Here is a 17,129-nt window from a genome sequence, read left to right on the forward strand (position 1 = left end):
CAGGGTGGGGCGTTCTTCGATGACGGCTGCCAAGGGATCGTTCCTTCCGGTGTCAGCGTGCGTTGAAGTACGTGGCCGCGGGGTGGTGGATCACGATCGCGTCGGTGGACTGCTCCGGGTGGAGCTGGAACTCCTCGGACAGGTGCACGCCGATCCGCTCCGGCCGCAGGAGGTCGGCGATCTTCGCCCGGTCCTCGAGATCGGGGCAGGCGGGGTAACCCAGCGAGTAGCGGCAGCCCTGGTACTCGGTGCGGAACATGCCGTCCATGGAGGCTGGGTCGGAGCCGGCGATGCCCAGTTCTCCGCGGACGCGGGCGTGCCAGTACTCGGCCAGGGCCTCGGCCAGCTGGACGGAGAGCCCGTGCAGCTCCATGTACTCGCGGTAGGCGTCGGCGGCGAAGAGCCGGGCCGTCTCCTCCCCGATGCGGTTGCCGACGGTGACGACCTGGAGGCCGACGACGTCGGTCTCGCCGGACTCCTCGGGGCGGAAGAAGTCGGCGAGGCACAGCCGGCGGCCGCGGCGCTGGCGCGGGAAGGTGAACCGGGTCCGCTCGCCGCCGAACTCGTCGAGGATGATCAGGTCGTCGCCCTTGGACACGCAGGGGAAGTAGCCGTGCACGACGGCCGCTTCGAGCAGCCCGTCGGTGTGCAGCCGGTCGAGCCAGCCGCGCAGCCGGGGCCGGCCGTCCGTCTCGATGGTCTCGGCGTCCTTCAGGCCCCACTGGCCCTTGAACAGTGCGGTCTCGTCGAGCCAGGAGGCGTAGTCCTTGAGCGGGATGCCCTTGACCACGCGGGTGCCCCAGAACGGCGGGGCGGGCACCGGATGGTCGACGGCAACGTCGGACCGGCCGCCCTCCTCGGGCTCCGCGACCGGGAACGGGGTGTCCCGCTTGGGTACGCGGCGCTGCTTCAACGGCGGCAGCTCGACTCCGGGGACTCCGCGCTTGACGCCCATCAGGGCGTCCATCAGGCGCAGGCCTTCGAAGGCGTCGCGGGCGTAGCGGACTTCGCCTTCGTAGATCTCGTGGAGGTCTTGTTCGACGTAGGCGCGGGTGAGGGCGGCGCCGCCCAGGATGACCGGGTAGTCGGCGGCCAGCTTGCGCTGGTTGAGCTCCTCCAGGTTCTCCTTCATGATCACGGTCGACTTCACCAGCAGCCCCGACATGCCGATCACATCGGCCTTGTGCTCCTGCGCGGCCTCCAAGATCGCGGAGACCGGCTGCTTGATGCCGATGTTGACCACGTTGTAGCCGTTGTTCGTCAAGATGATGTCGACGAGGTTCTTCCCGATGTCATGCACATCACCGCGCACGGTGGCCAGCACGATCGTGCCCTTGCCCTCGTCGTCGGTCTTCTCCATGTGCGGCTCCAGATACGCCACCGCCGTCTTCATGACCTCGGCCGACTGGAGCACGAACGGCAGCTGCATCTGACCGGACCCGAACAGCTCACCGACGACCTTCATCCCCTCCAGCAGGGTGTCGTTGACGATCTCCAGAGCCGGACGGGTCTGCAGCGCTTCGGCCAGATCGGCCTCCAGGCCGTTCTTCTCCCCGTCGATGATCCGCCGCTGCAACCGCTCGTCCAACGGCAGCGCGAGGAGCTCCTCCGCACGCCCGGCCTTCAACGACTTGGTGTTGACGCCCTCGAACAGCGCCATCAGCTTCTGCAGCGGGTCGTAGCCCTCGGTCCGCCGGTCGTAGATCAGGTCGAGGGCGGTGGTGACCTGCTCCTCGTCGAACCGGGCGATCGGCAGGATCTTCGACGCGTGCACGATCGCCGAATCCAGACCGGCCTTGACGCACTCGTCCAGGAACACCGAGTTCAGCAGCACACGCGCGGCCGGATTCAGACCGAAGGAGATGTTCGACAGGCCCAGCGTCGTCTGCACGTCCGGGTGACGGCGCTTGAGCTCGCGGATCGCCTCGATCGTCGCGATGCCATCCTTGCGGGACTCCTCCTGGCCGGTGCAGATCGTGAAGGTCAGGGTGTCGATGAGGATGTCCGACTCGCGGATCCCCCAGTTCCCCGTCAGGTCCTCGATCAGCCGCTCGGCGATGGCGACCTTGTGCTCGACGGTCCGGGCCTGGCCCTCCTCGTCGATCGTCAGCGCGATCAGCGCCGCACCGTGCTCCCGCGCCAGCCGGGTGACCTTCGCGAAACGCGACTCCGGCCCGTCACCGTCCTCATAGTTCACCGAGTTGATGACGGCGCGCCCGCCGAGCTTCTCCAGACCCGCCTGGATGACGGGGACCTCGGTGGAGTCCAGCACGATCGGCAGCGTGGAGGCCGTCGCGAAACGCCCCGCCAGCTCCCGCATGTCCGCGACACCGTCACGGCCCACGTAGTCCACGCACAGGTCGAGCATGTGCGCGCCCTCGCGGATCTGGTCCCGTGCCATCTCCACACAGTCGTCCCAGCGGGCTTCCAGCATCGCCTCGCGGAACTTCTTCGACCCGTTGGCGTTCGTCCGCTCACCGATCGCCATATAAGCGGTGTCCTGCCGGAACGGCACCGTCTGATACAGGGAAGCGGCCCCCGGCTCCGGACGCGGATCGCGGGCCCCCGGCGCGGCCCCGCGAACCCGCTCCACGACCTGGCGCAGGTGCTCGGGGTGGTGCCGCAGCAGCCGCCGACCAGCGAGAGCCCGTAGTCCCGTACGAAGGCCTCCTGCGCGTCGGCCAGTTCGGAGGCCGACAGCGGGTAGTGCGCGCCCTCCTTCGTCAGGACGGGCAGGCCCGCGTTCGGCATACAGGACAGCGCAACACGCGAGTGCCGCGCCAGGTAGCGCAGGTGCTCGCTCATCTCGGCGGGCCCGGTGGCGCAGTTCAGGCCGATCATGTCGATGCCCAGCGGCTCCAGCGCCGTCAGCGCCGCGCCGATCTCCGAACCCAGCAGCATCGTGCCGGTCGTCTCCACCGTCACCGAGCAGATCAGCGGAACCGTGACGCCCAGTGCCTCCATCGCCCGGCGGGCGCCGATGATCGAGGACTTCGTCTGCAGCAGGTCCTGCGTGGTCTCCACCAGCAGCGCGTCCGCGCCACCGGACAGCAGGCCCTCCGCGTTGACCTGGTAGGCATCGCGGATCTTGTCATACGTGATGTGGCCGAGCGTCGGCAGCTTCGTACCCGGGCCCATCGAGCCCAGCACCCAGCGCTGCTGCCCCGTCGAGACGGTGAACTCGTCGGCCACCTCACGCGCGATGCGCGCACCCGCCTGCGACAACTCGAAATTGCGCTCCGCGATGTCGTACTCGGCCAGCGCGGCGAGGTTCGTACCGAAGGTGTTCGTCTCGACACAGTCCACACCCACCGAGAAGTACGCCTCGTGCACCGTGCGCACGATGTCGGGGCGAGTGACGTTCAAGACCTCGTTGCAGCCCTCCAGCTGCTGGAAGTCCTCCATCGAAGGGTCCTGCGCCTGGAGCATCGTCCCCATCGCCCCGTCGGCGACGACCACGCGGGTGGCGAGCGCCTCTCGGAGGGCATCGACCCGGGCCCGGCTCATGCCAGCGCTCGCAGTGCCGGGCCCAGCAGCCGGGCCGACTCGGTCCCGTAGACCGTCGCGAGGGTGGCCAGCAGCCGTTCGCCGTCGACTTCGTAGTCCTGCGAGCCGACGGCCTGCAGGACCAGCGCGGCCATCGCGCAGCCCAGCTGCGCGGCGGTCTCCAGCGGCAGGTACCAGCTGACGGCCGCGAGGAACCCGGCCCGGAAGGCGTCGCCGACGCCCGTCGGATCCTCGGGCCGGATGTCGGGGACGGCCGGCACGGTGAGGGCGGGCTCGCCCTTGCGCTCGATCCGGACGCCTTCGGCGCCCAGTGTGGTGACCCAGATGCCGACCCGTTCGAGGATCTCCTCCGCGTCCCAGCCGGTGCGCTCGCGCAGCAGCGCGGACTCGTAGGCGTTGGTGAACAGCCAGCGCGCCCCCGTCACCAGCTCCCGCACCTCGTCGCCGTCGAGGCGGGCGAGCTGCTGGGAGGGGTCGGCGGCGAAGGGGATGCCCAGCCCGCGGCACTGGCGGGTGTGCCGGAGCATCGCGGCCGGGTCGTTGGGCGAGACCAGCACCAGGTCGACGGGCGGGTCACCGGGTCCGGTGAGGCCGCGCAGGTCGATCTCGGCCGCCTCCGCCATCGCGCCGGCATAGAAGGAGGCGATCTGGTTGGCGTCCTGGTCGGTCATGCACATGAAGCGCGCGGTCTGGCAGGTGTCGGAGACGTACACCCCGCTGGTGTCGACTCCGTGCTCCTTGAGCCAGACCTCGTACTCGTGGAAGTCGGGGCCCACCGCCCCGGCGAGGACGGGGGCCAGGCCCAGTCCGCCGAGACCGTAGGCGATGTTGGCCGCCACTCCGCCCCGCCGCACCTCGAGCGAGTCGACGAGGAACGAGAGCGAGACGTGCTCCAGCTGGTCCGGGAGCAGCTGGTCGACGAACCGGCCCGGGAAGGCCATGAGGTGATCCGTGGCGATGGATCCAGTCACCGCGATACGCACGTGGTCTCCTGATCGGGACGGAGGGGGCCGGTGCCCCGCGGGCCGCGGGGCGATGAGGGGTCGTGCGGGGTGTCAGCGGGCGACCGCTGCCTTGAGCCGCTCGGCACGGTCGGTGCGCTCCCAGGTGAAGTCCGGCAGCTCGCGGCCGAAGTGGCCGTAGGCGGCGGTCTGGGCGTAGATCGGGCGCAGCAGGTCGAGGTCGCGGATGATCGCGGCCGGGCGCAGGTCGAAGACCTCGGCGATGGCGTCCTCGATCTTCTGCGTGTCGACCTTGGCGGTGCCGAAGGTCTCGACGAACAGGCCGACGGGCTCGGCCTTGCCGATGGCGTAGGCGACCTGGACCTCGCAGCGCGAGGCGAGGCCGGCGGCGACCACGTTCTTGGCCACCCAGCGCATCGCGTACGCGGCGGAGCGGTCGACCTTCGACGGGTCCTTGCCCGAGAAGGCGCCGCCGCCGTGGCGGGCCATGCCGCCGTACGTGTCGATGATGATCTTGCGGCCGGTCAGGCCGGCGTCGCCCATCGGGCCGCCGATCTCGAAGCGGCCGGTCGGGTTCACCAGCAGGCGGTAGCCCTCGGTGTCCAGCTTGATGCCGTCCTCGATGAGCTGGGCCAGCACGTACGCGACCACGTGCTCCTGGATGTCGGGGGCCAGCAGGCCCTCCAGGTCGATGTCCGAGGCGTGCTGCGAGGAGACGACCACGGTGTCGAGGCGGACCGCGGTGTCGCCGTCGTACTCGATGGTGACCTGGGTCTTGCCGTCGGGGCGCAGGTACGGGAGCGTGCCGTCCTTGCGGACCTCGGACAGGCGGCGGGAGAGCCGGTGCGCGAGGTGGATCGGCAGCGGCATCAGCTCGGGGGTCTCGTCGCAGGCGTAGCCGAACATCAGGCCCTGGTCGCCGGCGCCCTGCTTGTCGAGTTCGTCTTCATCACCCTCGACCCGCTTCTCGTAGGCGGTGTCGACACCCTGCGCGATGTCCGGGGACTGCGCGCCGATGGAGACGGAGACGCCGCAGGAGGCGCCGTCGAAGCCCTTGGCGGAGGAGTCGTAGCCGATCTCGAGGATCTTGTCGCGGACCAGCTGCGGGATCGGCGCGTAGGCCTTGGTCGTGACCTCGCCCGCGATGTGGACGAGACCGGTGGTGATGAGGGTCTCGACGGCGACGCGGGAGGTCGGGTCCTGGGCGAGGAGCGCGTCGAGGATCGTGTCGCTGATCTGGTCGGCGATCTTGTCGGGGTGGCCTTCGGTGACGGACTCGGAGGTGAACAGTCGGCGGGACATAGTGCTCCAGGGTGGGAGAGGACGCTCGGCTCGTGGCAGAGCGGCGGTGGGAGACCGCGGGCGGACGAGGTGCGCGTGCCCGCGTCGGCAGGCGGCGGCAGCCGGATGGGGGCACTCCACCGGCCTCCGGCCGGAGGCACCCCCAGCGGTGGTCGGTGGGGCCTATCCGGGCCTGGCGGTCGCGGAGGTGAGCGCCCGGGTGAGGGCGCGGGCGGAATCCGGGCCGCCGTCGGCGGTCCCCGCGATCACGACGAACGGCGGGTACCAGCCGTGGGCGGCGATCCGGTCGGCGATCTCGCAGGCGAGGGCGCCCGCTCCGGAGAAGCAGGCCAGTACGAGGGGCTCCCCGGTGGCGAGCGAGGGGCGCAGCCCGGCCAGGAAGTCCGCGGCGTCGGCCGGAGCGCTCAGCGTGGCCAGCGCCTCCGGTCCCGGGTGGAGGTCGGCGAGCCCGCCGTAGCAGTCGGGCGCCGCGTCCGGCGGCGGGATCAGGCAGACCGTGCCGGCGCCCGGGTGGGCGGCTTCGCGCAGCAGGCGCAGCCCGCCGCTCGGACGGATGGTGACCGGGGGCACACGGGCTCCGGAGAGCAGCCCGAGCGCCTCCGCGACGGTCGTGGGTCCGTCGGCGCAGAAGGGCAGTTCGCGCAGCAGGCCGGCGGTCTGCGACAGGATCAGCGCGGCCGCGTTGTCGGAGAGGCGGGTGCGGTCGTGTACGGCGGTCAGCACCAGCGAGCCGTCCGCCGCGTGCTGGGCGGTGAGGGTGAAGGGCACGCCGGTCAGCGGGCCGAGCGCCTCGGGCGGGTCCACCCGGACGCCCTCGGCGGCGAGTTCCTCGCGGTACGCGCTCTCCCCGTGGCCGTGCTCGCGCTGCGCCGGGGGCTCGAACACGATCAGGGACTCGGTGATCCGGCCCTCGGCCGGGGAGGCGCCCGACCACGCCTGGATCTGCCCCGCGGACACCCATTCGTAGGCGGACGCGTCCAGCACCCGGCAGGTCAGGTCGTCGAGCAGCCGCCGCAGCGGCGCGGCCGGGTCGACGACGAGGTGCACGGGCAGGGGGTTGCGCATCCGGCCGGGCAGCGCCTCGACGCCCTCCAGGAGGATGCCGCGGCCCGAGAGGGTGACGGCGAAGGCCACGGGCCGCGGGTTCGCGTCCAGGTCGGCCGCCGGCCGGTAGAGCTGGAGGGCCCAGGCGGCGTGCAGCGCGGTGCTCTCGCTCGCACCCCACCGGGCGGCCCATTCGCGCAGCCGGACCGCCTCGGCGGCGCTGAGGGTCTGCCGGGTCCGGCCGTGGCCGAGCCGCCCGGTGGTGCGGGCGGCGGGCCGGGCGGGCAGGGTCGCGGCGCCGGGCGCGGGGGCGGCCCGCGACCAGAACGCGCGGGCAGGCGCCGGGTCCTGGGCGCCCAGCCAGTGCAGGTGGTCGCGTACGTCGGGCCGGCGGTCGCCGCCGGGCACCCGGCCGTCGGCGAGGTACGCCCGGTAGAAGGCGCCGAGCAGGGTGCGGATGCCGGGGCGGTCCAGCAGCACCTGGTGATAGGTGATCAGGATCCGGGTGGAGCGGGCGCCGCCGTCCTGCCCGGCCGGCGGATCGTCCAGCAGCGCGATGCGCAACGGCCCGGGATGGCGCAGGTCGAAGGCGCGGGCGCGCTCTCCGGCCAGCAGGGTGGGCCAGTCGGTCTCCTCGTGCCCGTGGCGCAGGATCTCCACGGCGGCGTGCGGATGGACGGCGATCCGCGGTCCGGTGTCGCGCACGGGCCGGGCCAGTGCGGCGCGCAGCACCGCCTCGCGGTCGGCGAGCGACTGCCAGGCGGCGGTGAACCGGGCGGTGTCCAGGGGGCCGTGCCAGCGCCAGTACACCTGCCCGACGTGCAGTCCGGCGCCGGGCCGGGCCAGCGCGTCGAGCAGGACGTCGCGCTGGAGCGGGGCGGCGGGGGCCGTGGCCAGGACCGCTTCGGGCGCGCCGGCGGTGCCGGTCCGGCCGGGGTCCGGGCCGTCGGCGGTGCGGCGGGGGGCGGACGCGGTGTCCCCGGAGCGCGGCGAGGCCAGCAGGTCCGCGAGGGCGCCCGCGGGGAACGGCGGCGGGGGCACCTGCAGGGTGTGATGGGTCTCGGTGTGCCGGTGCAGCGTCGGGGTGCACGGCGGCAGTGCCGCGAGCGCCGCCTCCAGGGCCCGGGGCGTGAGCGGGCCGTGGAGGTCGAGCGAAGGCGGCGGGCCGGGAGTGACGATCACCGTCACGGGCGCGGCCATCTGCTCCCTCCTCGGTCGGCGGTGTGCGTCGGGCATGGGCAGGGACATGGAAAGGTCCCGGAGTGTGCGGGCGGCGGCCACGCGCCGCTGACACGGCGCTGACACGGCCTGCTCGTCCGGTTCACGCGCTCGCCAGGCCTTCCTCGACCGCTCCCATGAAGCCCTCGTCGAGCATGGTGTGGACGGCGGTGTCGCGGGCGGTGTCCAGCCCGGTGTCGTGGCAGGCGACGCTCACCAGGTAGCGGTCGGCGAGTACGGGGAAGGTGGCGAACGCCCACTCGCCGCGGGAGGCGGGGGAACCGTCGGGAGCGATCAGGCGGCCGCTCTCCAGGCCGAAGCCGAATTCGGTGAACCCCAGCCGCAGTCCCTGCCCCAGCGCCTTGGTGTAGGCCTCCTTCAGGGTCCACAGCCGCAGCAGCTCGGAGGTCTGGCGGTCCTGGGACATGCGGGTGAGCTCCGCGTGTTCCGCGGGGGTGCACATGTGGTCGTGGAACAGCTCGAAGGAGATCTTGCGCTTGGCGGACTCGGTGTCGACACCGATCCGGCCCGTCCTGCTGACGCCGACCACGATCAGGTCGTCGGTGTGGCTCAGGCTGATGTCGATCTGGTCGAATCCGCGGATGTACGGCCTTCCACCGATTTTGTACGCGAGGTCGAGCGCGGCCGGTTCCGTCCTCAAGGCCGCGGCGGCCGTGTACTTCACGACCATGCGGGAGGCGACGAAGCAGTAGCGCATCGCCGCGTTCTCGGTGCGCCGGTAGCGCTGCCAGTCGCGGCCGAGCAGCGGGCGCAGCTCGGCGTCGGAGAGGGCCGCGGTCAGCCATTCGCCCCAGGTGGCGAACACGACGGCGCTGCCGTCGCGTTCGAGGTTCTCGCGCACCGTGTCCCAGGGACCGCCGGGTCCGGAGACGTGGAGGGGCGGCGCGATGGCGCGCTCGCCCCGTGCGGTCTGGTGAGGCATGGACTGGTTCCCTTCCCGAATCCCCCGGTTCTCCCTGTGGTTCTCCCTCACTGGGTCAGCTCGCTGCCGTCGAGATCGCAGCTGAGACCCCCGCGGTAGCGGCGTATGAGCTCGTCGAGCACCTGGCGCAGGCAGCTCTCGGGCAGGTCCGGGACGACGATGCCCAGCCGTCCGGCGAGCCGGGTCAGCGCGAGGACCGCCCAGGCGGGGTCGGCGAGGAAGGCGTCGGTGCCGTCCTGCCCCTCCCAGATGCCCAGTACGGCGGCGGCGGCCTGCACGATCGCGTACCGGTCGCTGAGGATCACGACGGCCGGATCGGTCAGCGCGGCCCGGGTGGCGGGCAGGGCCGCGCACTCGGTGCGCAGCGCCCGCAGTTCGCCCACGAAGCCCTCGGCGAGGTCGCTGAGGACGGCCATCTGGCCGCCGACGCCCCGGGTCGCGGCCAGGCGGCCGGCCGAGCCGATGAGCGAGGCGGACAGGAAGTCCTCGCCGCTGGCGATGCCGAGCAGCCGGTAGTCGAGCGCGGGCAGGGTCGCCCCGCTGCGGAACAGCTCGGGCGGCGGCTCCTCCGCGAGGAACCAGGAGCGCTCGGCGAGGGTGCGCAGCTGGGGGACGATGACGGCGTGGCAGGCGGCCGTGCCGGCGTGGCCCAGGCCCGCGACGGGCAGGTCGCGCATCAGCTTGTCGACGGACCCGTACTGCGGGCTGCCGTGCTCGTAGCCGTGCGCGCCCAGCACGGTGGCGAGTTCCTCCAGGCTTTCGCGCAGCAGGTCCGGCACCACGTACTTGACGGCCGCGGCCAGGATGTGGGCGCGCTCGGGCAGCAGGCTGAGCGAGCGCAGCGCGACGGTGGCCATGCTGTCGCAGGCCAGCAGGTCGGCGAAGACCCCGGCGAGCGGCTTGTGCCAGCGCTTGGCCACGGGGGTGCTGCGTCCGGTGGACGCGGCGCGCACGGCCGAGCGCAGCACGGTGTCGGCGGCCGCGATGGCGACGCCGGGGATGAGGCAGCGGTTGACCTGGAAGGTGCGCAGGGCCAGCGAGACGCCTTCGCCGGGGCTGCCGACCAGGGCGTCCTGGGGGACCGGGCAGCCGGTGAACTCCAGGCCGGAGAAGATGCCGCCGCGCATGCCGGGGGTGGGGACGCGGGGCAGGTGCCGGATGCCCCCGGCGGGCAGTTCCGCGGGGTCCAGAAGCAGGACGGAGTGGCTGCGGGGGCCGCGTTCGGGCGCGGTGCGGGCGTAGACCACGTACGCGCCCGCCCGCGACGCGTTCATGATCACGTCCTTGCGGCCGTCGAGGGTGTGGCCGCCGCGCGGGTCCGGGGTCGCGACGAGCTCGTCGCGCAGGATGGCGTTGGCGTGGGCGAGTTCGTGGTGGACGATCGAGGCCCGTCCGCCGCCCAGCAGCAGGTCCGCGGTCCGCTCGCGCTGGCGTGCGGTGCCGGCGGCCCAGACCGCGGCGGTCGCGAACAGCGAGGTGATGCCGAAGCCGAAGCCGAGCGCCAGGTCGCGGCGGAAGACCGGGCGCAGCACCTTGGCGAGCAGGTCGGCGCGGGTGAGGCGGCCGCCGAACTCGGCCGGCACGAACTCGGCCGCGAGCCCGGTCCCGATCAGCAGCCGTTCGGTGGCGGCCGGGAGCTCCCCGCGGGAGTCGGCGGCGCACAGCGCGGCGATCCCGTGCGGGTTCGCGGGGTCGTGGGGGGCTCCGAGGAGGGCCTCCAGCCGGGCCGCCCGGCGCAGCGCCGCCGCCTCGTGGGACGCGGAGGCGGTGGCGGGCGTGGCCTGCGGGTGGTCCGGGGCATGCAGGGAGGTGGTCATGATGGCGTCGATCAACTCCCGTTCAGAGGGTCCGGATGGTGGATTCCGCGTGCCGCTTGGCGAGGTTCAGGACGGTGGCGCTCTGTCCGGCGAGCAGTTCGCGTACGTGGTGCCGCGCCTCCTCGATGCCGGCGCCCGGGCCCAGGACCGCCCGGGCGGCCTCCTCGCGCAGCAGCACGTTGTGCCGGGCGAGGACGGTGACGCCCGTCTCGTCGGGGAGCACCGACCATTCCCCGGTGTGCGCCTCCAGCAGCAGCGGGGTCCGCGTCTGCTTGTGGACGATCCGGAAGGCGTGCGGGAAGCAGATCCGCACCTCCTGCGTGGTCTGCGTGGCCCGGTCCGGTCCGGACACGGTGTCCATCGAGACCACCTGCACACCGGGCCGCTCCTCGGCGACGTCGGCGCGCGCGACGTGCGGGACCTGGCCGGGCCAGTCGGCGATGCCGTAGAGGAAGTCGTAGACGAGTTCGGCGGGCCCCTTGACGCGGACGGACTCCTCGACCGTCAGCAGCAGGGAGTCCAGGGCGGTCCAGCGCTCGGCGGTCTCCTTGAGCCGCGCCAGCTCGGCCCGGCTGTTGTCGTCCGTCGCCCGCTCCACCCAGGACAGGTCCTCGGGCCGGTCGTCGGCGACGGTGAACTCGTGGTCCAGCGTCAGCCGGGAGCGTCCGGCGCCCCGCGCCTCGACCGACCAGCGGCCGCCCAGCGACAGGGCGGGCCCGGCCGGGACCTCCTGGTGGAAGTCGATGCGGTGGGCCTGCGGGTCCAGGGTGCGGCGCGACAGCCAGGACTTGACGGTGCCGTTGGCGGTCACCCACATCTGGAACCGGTCCCGGACCCCGTCGAAGTCGAGCCGTTCGACGTGGATGCTCGGCGGTACGAACAGCGGCCACTGGGTGGTGTCCGCGATCAACCCGTAGACGACGCCCGCCGGCGCCGCCACGTCCACCGCGTACGTCCTGCGGTGTACTCGCTCACCCGTCATCGGCTCAACCTCTCTCGCTGGCTCTCGAGACTGACAAGATCCGCCGGAGAGCCGCTCGAATCCCTCTCGACCTCCAGGGCCTCTCGAGGTTCCCGGCGGCCGGGCGGCCGGACGCGAAAATCCGAGGCCGCCGCGTCCTCGTCAGGAGGGGCGACGACCTCGGAGCTGGTGCACGCGCGCCGGCCGGGCGCTGCGAACCGCACGGCCGGGACGGGGGTGGGCCGGGCCGTACGGATCACGGCGGGTTCGGTGACACCCGCTGGTCGACACGCTCTCCCGGACGGCCGGAGAGGCGGCGGAGATCCGGTCGAGGCCGCGTCGAGCGGGCGCCCGCCGGGACGGGTCCGGGGTTTCGCCCGGCCGCCGCGCCCGGCACCCTGGAACGGGTCATCGGACATGACCGGGAACGATCAAGAGCGGCGAGCGGAGAAGCAATGAACGGGCCCAGCGGCGATCCGGAGTGGTTCCGCGTCTTCAGTCCGGCCCCCGACGCGGCCGTGCGCCTGGTCTGCCTGCCCCACGCGGGCGGCTCCGCCAGCTTCTACTTCCCCGTCGCCAAGGCGCTTTCGCCCTCGGTCGAGGTGCTGGCCGTGCAGTATCCCGGCCGCCAGGACCGGCGCATGGAGCCCCTGGTCGAGGACATCGGCACCCTCGCCGACCGGATCGCCGAGGAGCTCACGGCCTACCGGGACACGCCCCTGGCCCTCTTCGGGCACAGCATGGGAGCCGTCACCGGCTTCGAAGTCGCCCAGCGCCTCGAAGCGCGCGGGGACGGGCTCGTCGAGCTGTTCGTCTCGGGGCGCCGGGCCCCCTCGGCGAGCCGCGCCGAGCGCTGGCACGACGCGAGCGACGCCCAGCTGGTCGCCGAGATCAAGTCCCACCGGGCGGCGGGGTCCGAGCTGCTGGACGACCCGGAGATGCGGGCGATGCTGCTGCCGACGATCCGCGCCGACTACAAGGCGGTGGAGACGCACGTCTACCGCCCCGGAGCCGCCGTGCGCTGCCCGGTGACGGCCTTCACCGGGGACGCCGACCCCAAGGTCACCGTCGACGAGGCGCTGGCCTGGCGGGACCACACCTCGGGCGACTTCCACTCGGAGGTCTTCACGGGCGGCCACTTCTACCTGAGCGACCACACCGCCGCCGTCCTGCGCACCGTGTCGGCGCGGCTGACCGCCTCGCTCGCCGGCGCCGTCTGACCGCCGGGGGGCGGTTTCAGACGACGCCGGCGGGCTCGCGTACCCGTACGGCCTCGGCACCCAGCGGGGCCACCGCCCGGCGCAGGATCGCGCCGGTCAGCGAGGCGCCGCCGGCGGCGAAATAGCCGTCGGGCCGGATCAGCACCCAGCCGCCGGGCACCAGGCCGAGCGCCCGGCGCAGCCGCCCGTCCGGGTCGGGCAGCGCGCCGGGGCCCGCGCCGGGCTCCCCGCCGACCGTCCGCACCGACAGCCACGCCCCGTACCCGGCCGCGGCCTCGGCGGACGCCGCCGCGGCGGCGTCCGGGCCGCCCGCTGCGCACAGCAACGACCAGCGGGTGTCGCGCAGTTCCTCCTGGAGGGCGTCCGCGCCCGGGTGGCCGGGGAAGCGGGCGGCGGCGGCCGAGGCGCGGCTGCCCGCCGGGGTCCCGCTGCCGGGGTCCGGGAGGGTCAGCGAGGAGTCGGGGTAGGCCAGGCGCAGCCCGGACATACCGCCGAGCACCTTGCGCTGGATGGCCCGGCGCAGCGGCGGCACGTTGCGCACCACACCCATGACCACCGGCAGCATCAGCCCGGCCATGACGTTCTTGAACTGGACCAGGAAGGTGGCCGTGCGGGTGCTGCCGAGCAACGCCTTGCCCACCGGCACGCGCTCCTCGCCGTAGGTGTCGAGCAGTTCGCGCCCGGCCCAGCCCTGCTCGACCTGGGCGAGCTTCCACGCCAGGTTGTAGGCCTCCTGCACACCGGTGTTCATGCCCTGCCCGGAGGCGGGGCTGTGCACGTGGGCGGCGTCACCGGCGACGAAGCAGCGGCCCTCGTGCATCCGCGGCACCATGCGCTGCTGGAAGGTGAAGACGGAGGTCCACTGCGGCTCCCCCACGCGCACGCTCTGTCCGAGCCCCGCGCTGAGCTTGGTGCCGAAGCGGCTCGCGACGCCGCCCGCCGCGTCCCCGGCGGGCGCGGTGTCCAGCAGCCGCCAGTGCCCCTCGCGGCTGTAGGGCACCATCATCATGGCCTGCCGGCCGGTGTGCACCCAGTAGATGCTGTCCTGTGCGAGGCCGGTGACCACCGGCGCGTCGGCCAGTTCCCAGGTCTCGCTGGACTCGCCGAGCAGCGGCAGCTCCAGCTGTTTGCGGACGGTGCTGTGGCCGCCGTCGCAGCCGATCAGCCAGGGGACCTCGTACTCCTCCCGCGTGCCGTCGGCCCGTTCCAGGCGGGCCCGCACCCCGGCGGGGTCCTGGGAGAGGCCGGTGAGCCGCACGCCCCATTCGACGCGGACGCCGAGCCGGGCCACGGCCTCGCGCAGCACCGCCTCGGTGCGGGTCTGCTCGATGATGACGGTGTACGGGTAACGGGTGGGCATGGAGGCGTAGTCGGCGTCCAGCCGCACCAGCTTGCGCCCGCGCGCGAACATCGTGAAGGCGCGGTTGCGGCGCCCGGCCTCGATGACGGGTGCCACGACGCCCATCTGGTCGAAGGTCTCCAGGGTGCGCGGGTGCACGGCCACCGCGCGGCTGGTGCGGGCGGGCCCCTCGGCCCCGTCGATCAGCCGCACCCGCAGGCCCCTGCGGGCCAGTTCGTGGGCGGCCGTCAGACCGACCGGCCCGGCGCCGACGACCAGGACCTCGGCGGCCCCGTTCCGCGTCCGGGGGCGGGCCGCGTCCCCGGTGCGGTCAGACATGGCTGCCGGCCTCGTCCGAGTGGGCACCCTCGGGGGCGGTCACCAGCTCCGCGGCGGCCGGGAGCCGGTTCACACGGCCGAGGACGGTCATCTTGTCGATCAGAGTCACCATGAGGGTCTCCGGGCATCGGGGGGACGGGGGCGGGGCGGGGGCGGCGGTCCGGTATCAGGCGTACGTGCCGTCCTCCTGCAGGCGGGCGCCCGACTCGACCACCTCGAAGAGGCCCGGCTCCGGCTTGGCGAGCGCGGCCAGCGGGGCGACGAGCGAGCGGAACTCCGCACTGCTCACGGCGGCCTGGTGGGCGGCCGGGTCATCCCAGTGGGCGACCTCGACGAAGACGCCGGGCTCGCTGAGGCTGCGCAGGGTCTGGTTGCCGATGTGGCCGGGCTGGGAGCTCATGAACGCCGTGATCGCCTCCTTGGCGGCCAGGAACTCGTTGATGTCGCCCTGCACGGTCAGCTTGTTGATGAAGGTGGGCATGGTCTCTCCTCGTGGATCTGCGGGTGGGCGTGAAGACGGTGGGCGGTGGGGCGCGGGGGTCAGGCGGCGGCCTCGGCGGCCGCCCGCTCCTGGAGGGTGCGGCGCAGTCCGCGGCGCTCCGGCTTGCCGATGGGCGTGCGCGGAACGGAGTCGACGACCTCGACGCGGCGGATCTGCTCGAAAGGGGCGAGCCGCTCGTTGGCCCGCACCACGATCGAGTCGACGAGGTCGAGCAGTCCCGGGGCGGTCGGCTCGCGCAGCACGATGCCCGCCCACACCAGGGCTCCGTGGACGGGGTCGGGCCAGCCCACGACCACGCAGTCGGCGACGCGCGGGTCGTCCGCGAGGATCCGCTCGACGGCGGTCGGGGAGACCAGTTCGTTGTCGTACTTGAAGACGTCGCCGAGCCGGTCCACCAGGAACAGCACCCCGTCCGGGGTGACGTAGCCGACGTCGCCGGTGGAGAACCAGCCCTCGGCGTCCAGGTGCCCCCGCTCGTCGTCGCCGAGGTATCCGGTCATCACCTGCGGCCCGCGGATCTGGACCTCGCCGGTGCTGTACACGTCGACGGGCGCCCGGGAGGCGAGGTCGACGATCCGGCACTCGGTGCCCGGCACGGGGGCGCCGACCGAGCCGGTCAGCGGCTGCCCGGGGTCCTGGCTGTGGGCGAGCGGGGAGAGTTCGGCCATGCCGTAGCCCTGGACGACGGGGACGCCGAGCCAGCCCTGGAGCTGCCGGGTGGCGGCCGGGGACAGCGCCGTGCCGCCGGACAGGACGGCCTGCAGGCTCAGCCCGGCCGGCGGGGCGGGCAGGCCGGCGCCGTCCTCCTCGCCGGGGCGCAGGGCCGCGGCGAGCCGGTGCAGGCGGGCCGGCAGCCCGTAGAAGTGCGTGGCGCCGGCCCGGGCGGCCAGCTCGAGCGCGGCCACCGGGGCCGGGTCGGCGCACAGCACCTGGCGGGCGCCCGCGTAGATCGCCGAGTTGAGGTGCATGACGTGGTAGAGCGGCAGGTGGTTCAGGGTCACGCTGTCGCTGCCCAGCCCGTGCGCGTGGGCGGTCTGGGCGGCGTTGGCCACCAGGTTGCGGTGGCTGAGGCGGACTCCGCGGGGCAGGCCGGTGGTGCCCGTGGTGAACTGGATGCAGGCGTCGGCGGACAGGTCGGCGCCCCCTTCGCCGGAGCCGTGTGCGGCGCGCCGGCCCCCGGGCACCCGGTCCAGGGCGAGCGCCACCGGCACGGTGTCCGCGGGCACCACCCCGTCGGGCGCGTCGGTGACCAGGATCTCGGCGAGGGCGGGCAGCCGTTCGCGCGCCTTGACGAGCAGTTCGGCCGTCGCCGTCGGGACCAGCGCCACCTCGACCTCGGCCGCGGCGCAGACGTGCACCAGCCCGGCCTCCTTGATCAGCGGGTTGACCAGGACGACGGTGTTGCCGCTGCGGACGGTGCCGTAGTAGGCGGCGGCGAAGTCCGCGTCGAGGACGTTGGCGACGCCGACCCGGGCGCCGCGGCGGCCGAGCCGCTGCTCCAGGTAGGCCGCGTACCGGTCGGCCCGGTCGTCGAGCTCGGCGAAGGTGACCTCGTCCTCGCCGGCGGCGACGGCGCAGCCGCCGGGGTCGCGGACGGCGGCCCGGCGCAGCAGGGCGTCCAGCGGGAGTTCGGGATACGTGAAACGCGGCACGGTCTTCCTCACTGGTCGGGCGGGTGGCGGTCGGTCCGGGGACGGGGGGTCCGTGGGCTGGTCGGTCTGTTCGCGGCCGGTCTGTTGGCGGCCGGTCTGTTGGCGGCCGGTCTGTTGGGCGGCCGGCCGGTCCCTCGGCCGCCGTCTCGGCCGGCCGGGCGGTGCGCCGGCGGGCGGCTGTGGGGGAGCGTCGGGTACCACCGTCGGCTTCCGTGCTCGAAGAAGCTTCGAAGCGTGCTCAAGCCGCGCCACAGCACGGGTCTGGATGGTTGTCGGGCGGTGGCCGCAGACGGCGGCCGCCACGCGTGCGACGGACGGGCGCC

10 protein-coding genes and 1 pseudogene are annotated in these 17,129 nt (G+C 73.4%); 1 reads left to right on the plus strand and 10 read right to left on the minus strand.

Annotated elements, in window-relative coordinates; all coding sequences use genetic code 11:
- Nucleotides 1-52: 52 nt before the first annotated feature.
- The 7 genes and pseudogenes from metH to BGK67_RS34310 form a co-directional block, all read right to left on the minus strand.
- Nucleotides 53-3,507 (minus strand): annotated as a pseudogene (metH, locus tag BGK67_RS34280) (methionine synthase).
- Nucleotides 3,504-4,490 carry a carbohydrate kinase family protein gene (locus BGK67_RS34285; protein ID WP_069924455.1) on the minus strand — a complete coding sequence of 329 codons (987 nt, stop codon included), beginning with the start codon at nucleotides 4,488-4,490 and terminating at the stop codon, nucleotides 3,504-3,506. Before BGK67_RS34285 ends, metH begins: the two are co-directional and overlap by 4 nt.
- A gap of 72 nt (nucleotides 4,491-4,562) precedes the next feature.
- A complete protein-coding gene (metK, locus tag BGK67_RS34290) occupies nucleotides 4,563-5,771 on the minus strand; it encodes a methionine adenosyltransferase (protein WP_069924456.1) in 1,209 nt (402 codons plus the stop codon).
- 162 nt (nucleotides 5,772-5,933) lie between these two features.
- Nucleotides 5,934-8,015, minus strand: coding sequence for a condensation domain-containing protein (locus tag BGK67_RS34295; protein ID WP_069924457.1), 2,082 nt, complete (start codon nucleotides 8,013-8,015; stop codon nucleotides 5,934-5,936).
- Between the two features lie 121 nt (nucleotides 8,016-8,136).
- Nucleotides 8,137-8,976 carry a 4'-phosphopantetheinyl transferase family protein gene (locus tag BGK67_RS34300; protein WP_069924458.1) on the minus strand — a complete coding sequence of 280 codons (840 nt, stop codon included), beginning with the start codon at nucleotides 8,974-8,976 and terminating at the stop codon, nucleotides 8,137-8,139.
- Between the two features lie 47 nt (nucleotides 8,977-9,023).
- Complete coding sequence (locus BGK67_RS34305) at nucleotides 9,024-10,793, minus strand: acyl-CoA dehydrogenase family protein (RefSeq protein ID WP_069924678.1); 1,770 nt, start codon at nucleotides 10,791-10,793, stop codon at nucleotides 9,024-9,026.
- Between the two features lie 22 nt (nucleotides 10,794-10,815).
- Nucleotides 10,816-11,775, minus strand: coding sequence for an aromatase/cyclase (locus tag BGK67_RS34310; RefSeq protein ID WP_069924459.1), 960 nt, complete (start codon nucleotides 11,773-11,775; stop codon nucleotides 10,816-10,818).
- A 434-nt stretch (nucleotides 11,776-12,209) separates the two neighbouring features.
- Here BGK67_RS34310 and BGK67_RS34315 point away from each other — a divergent pair, with 434 nt between their 5' ends.
- Nucleotides 12,210-12,974 (plus strand): thioesterase II family protein, encoded by a 765-nt coding sequence (locus BGK67_RS34315; RefSeq protein ID WP_069924460.1) that lies wholly within the window; start codon nucleotides 12,210-12,212, stop codon nucleotides 12,972-12,974.
- A gap of 16 nt (nucleotides 12,975-12,990) precedes the next feature.
- Here the strand turns inward: BGK67_RS34315 and BGK67_RS34320 are convergent, their stop codons facing one another.
- From BGK67_RS34320 to BGK67_RS34330, 3 genes are all read right to left on the minus strand, one after another.
- Nucleotides 12,991-14,652 (minus strand): FAD-dependent oxidoreductase, encoded by a 1,662-nt coding sequence (locus BGK67_RS34320; protein ID WP_069924461.1) that lies wholly within the window; start codon nucleotides 14,650-14,652, stop codon nucleotides 12,991-12,993.
- Between the two features lie 166 nt (nucleotides 14,653-14,818).
- Nucleotides 14,819-15,133 carry an antibiotic biosynthesis monooxygenase family protein gene (locus BGK67_RS34325; RefSeq protein WP_069924462.1) on the minus strand — a complete coding sequence of 105 codons (315 nt, stop codon included), beginning with the start codon at nucleotides 15,131-15,133 and terminating at the stop codon, nucleotides 14,819-14,821.
- A gap of 59 nt (nucleotides 15,134-15,192) precedes the next feature.
- Nucleotides 15,193-16,806 carry a class I adenylate-forming enzyme family protein gene (locus tag BGK67_RS34330; RefSeq protein WP_069924463.1) on the minus strand — a complete coding sequence of 538 codons (1,614 nt, stop codon included), beginning with the start codon at nucleotides 16,804-16,806 and terminating at the stop codon, nucleotides 15,193-15,195.
- Nucleotides 16,807-17,129: the final 323 nt, after the last annotated feature.

Source organism: Streptomyces subrutilus (genome assembly GCF_001746425.1).
GTDB classification, from domain to species: domain Bacteria; phylum Actinomycetota; class Actinomycetes; order Streptomycetales; family Streptomycetaceae; genus Streptomyces; species Streptomyces subrutilus_A.

Bases quoted from the DNA above. Each gene is read 5' to 3' on its own strand.
- metK (WP_069924456.1), bottom strand. From the start codon at position 5,771: ATGTCCCGCCGACTGTTCACCTCCGAGTCCGTCACCGAAGGCCACCCC.
- BGK67_RS34295 (WP_069924457.1), bottom strand. From the start codon at position 8,015: ATGGCCGCGCCCGTGACGGTGATCGTCACTCCCGGCCCGCCGCCTTCG.
- BGK67_RS34300 (WP_069924458.1), bottom strand. From the start codon at position 8,976: ATGCCTCACCAGACCGCACGGGGCGAGCGCGCCATCGCGCCGCCCCTC.
- BGK67_RS34305 (WP_069924678.1), bottom strand. From the start codon at position 10,793: ATGACCACCTCCCTGCATGCCCCGGACCACCCGCAGGCCACGCCCGCC.
- BGK67_RS34310 (WP_069924459.1), bottom strand. From the start codon at position 11,775: ATGACGGGTGAGCGAGTACACCGCAGGACGTACGCGGTGGACGTGGCG.
- BGK67_RS34315 (WP_069924460.1), top strand. From the start codon at position 12,210: ATGAACGGGCCCAGCGGCGATCCGGAGTGGTTCCGCGTCTTCAGTCCG.
- BGK67_RS34320 (WP_069924461.1), bottom strand. From the start codon at position 14,652: ATGTCTGACCGCACCGGGGACGCGGCCCGCCCCCGGACGCGGAACGGG.
- BGK67_RS34325 (WP_069924462.1), bottom strand. From the start codon at position 15,133: ATGCCCACCTTCATCAACAAGCTGACCGTGCAGGGCGACATCAACGAG.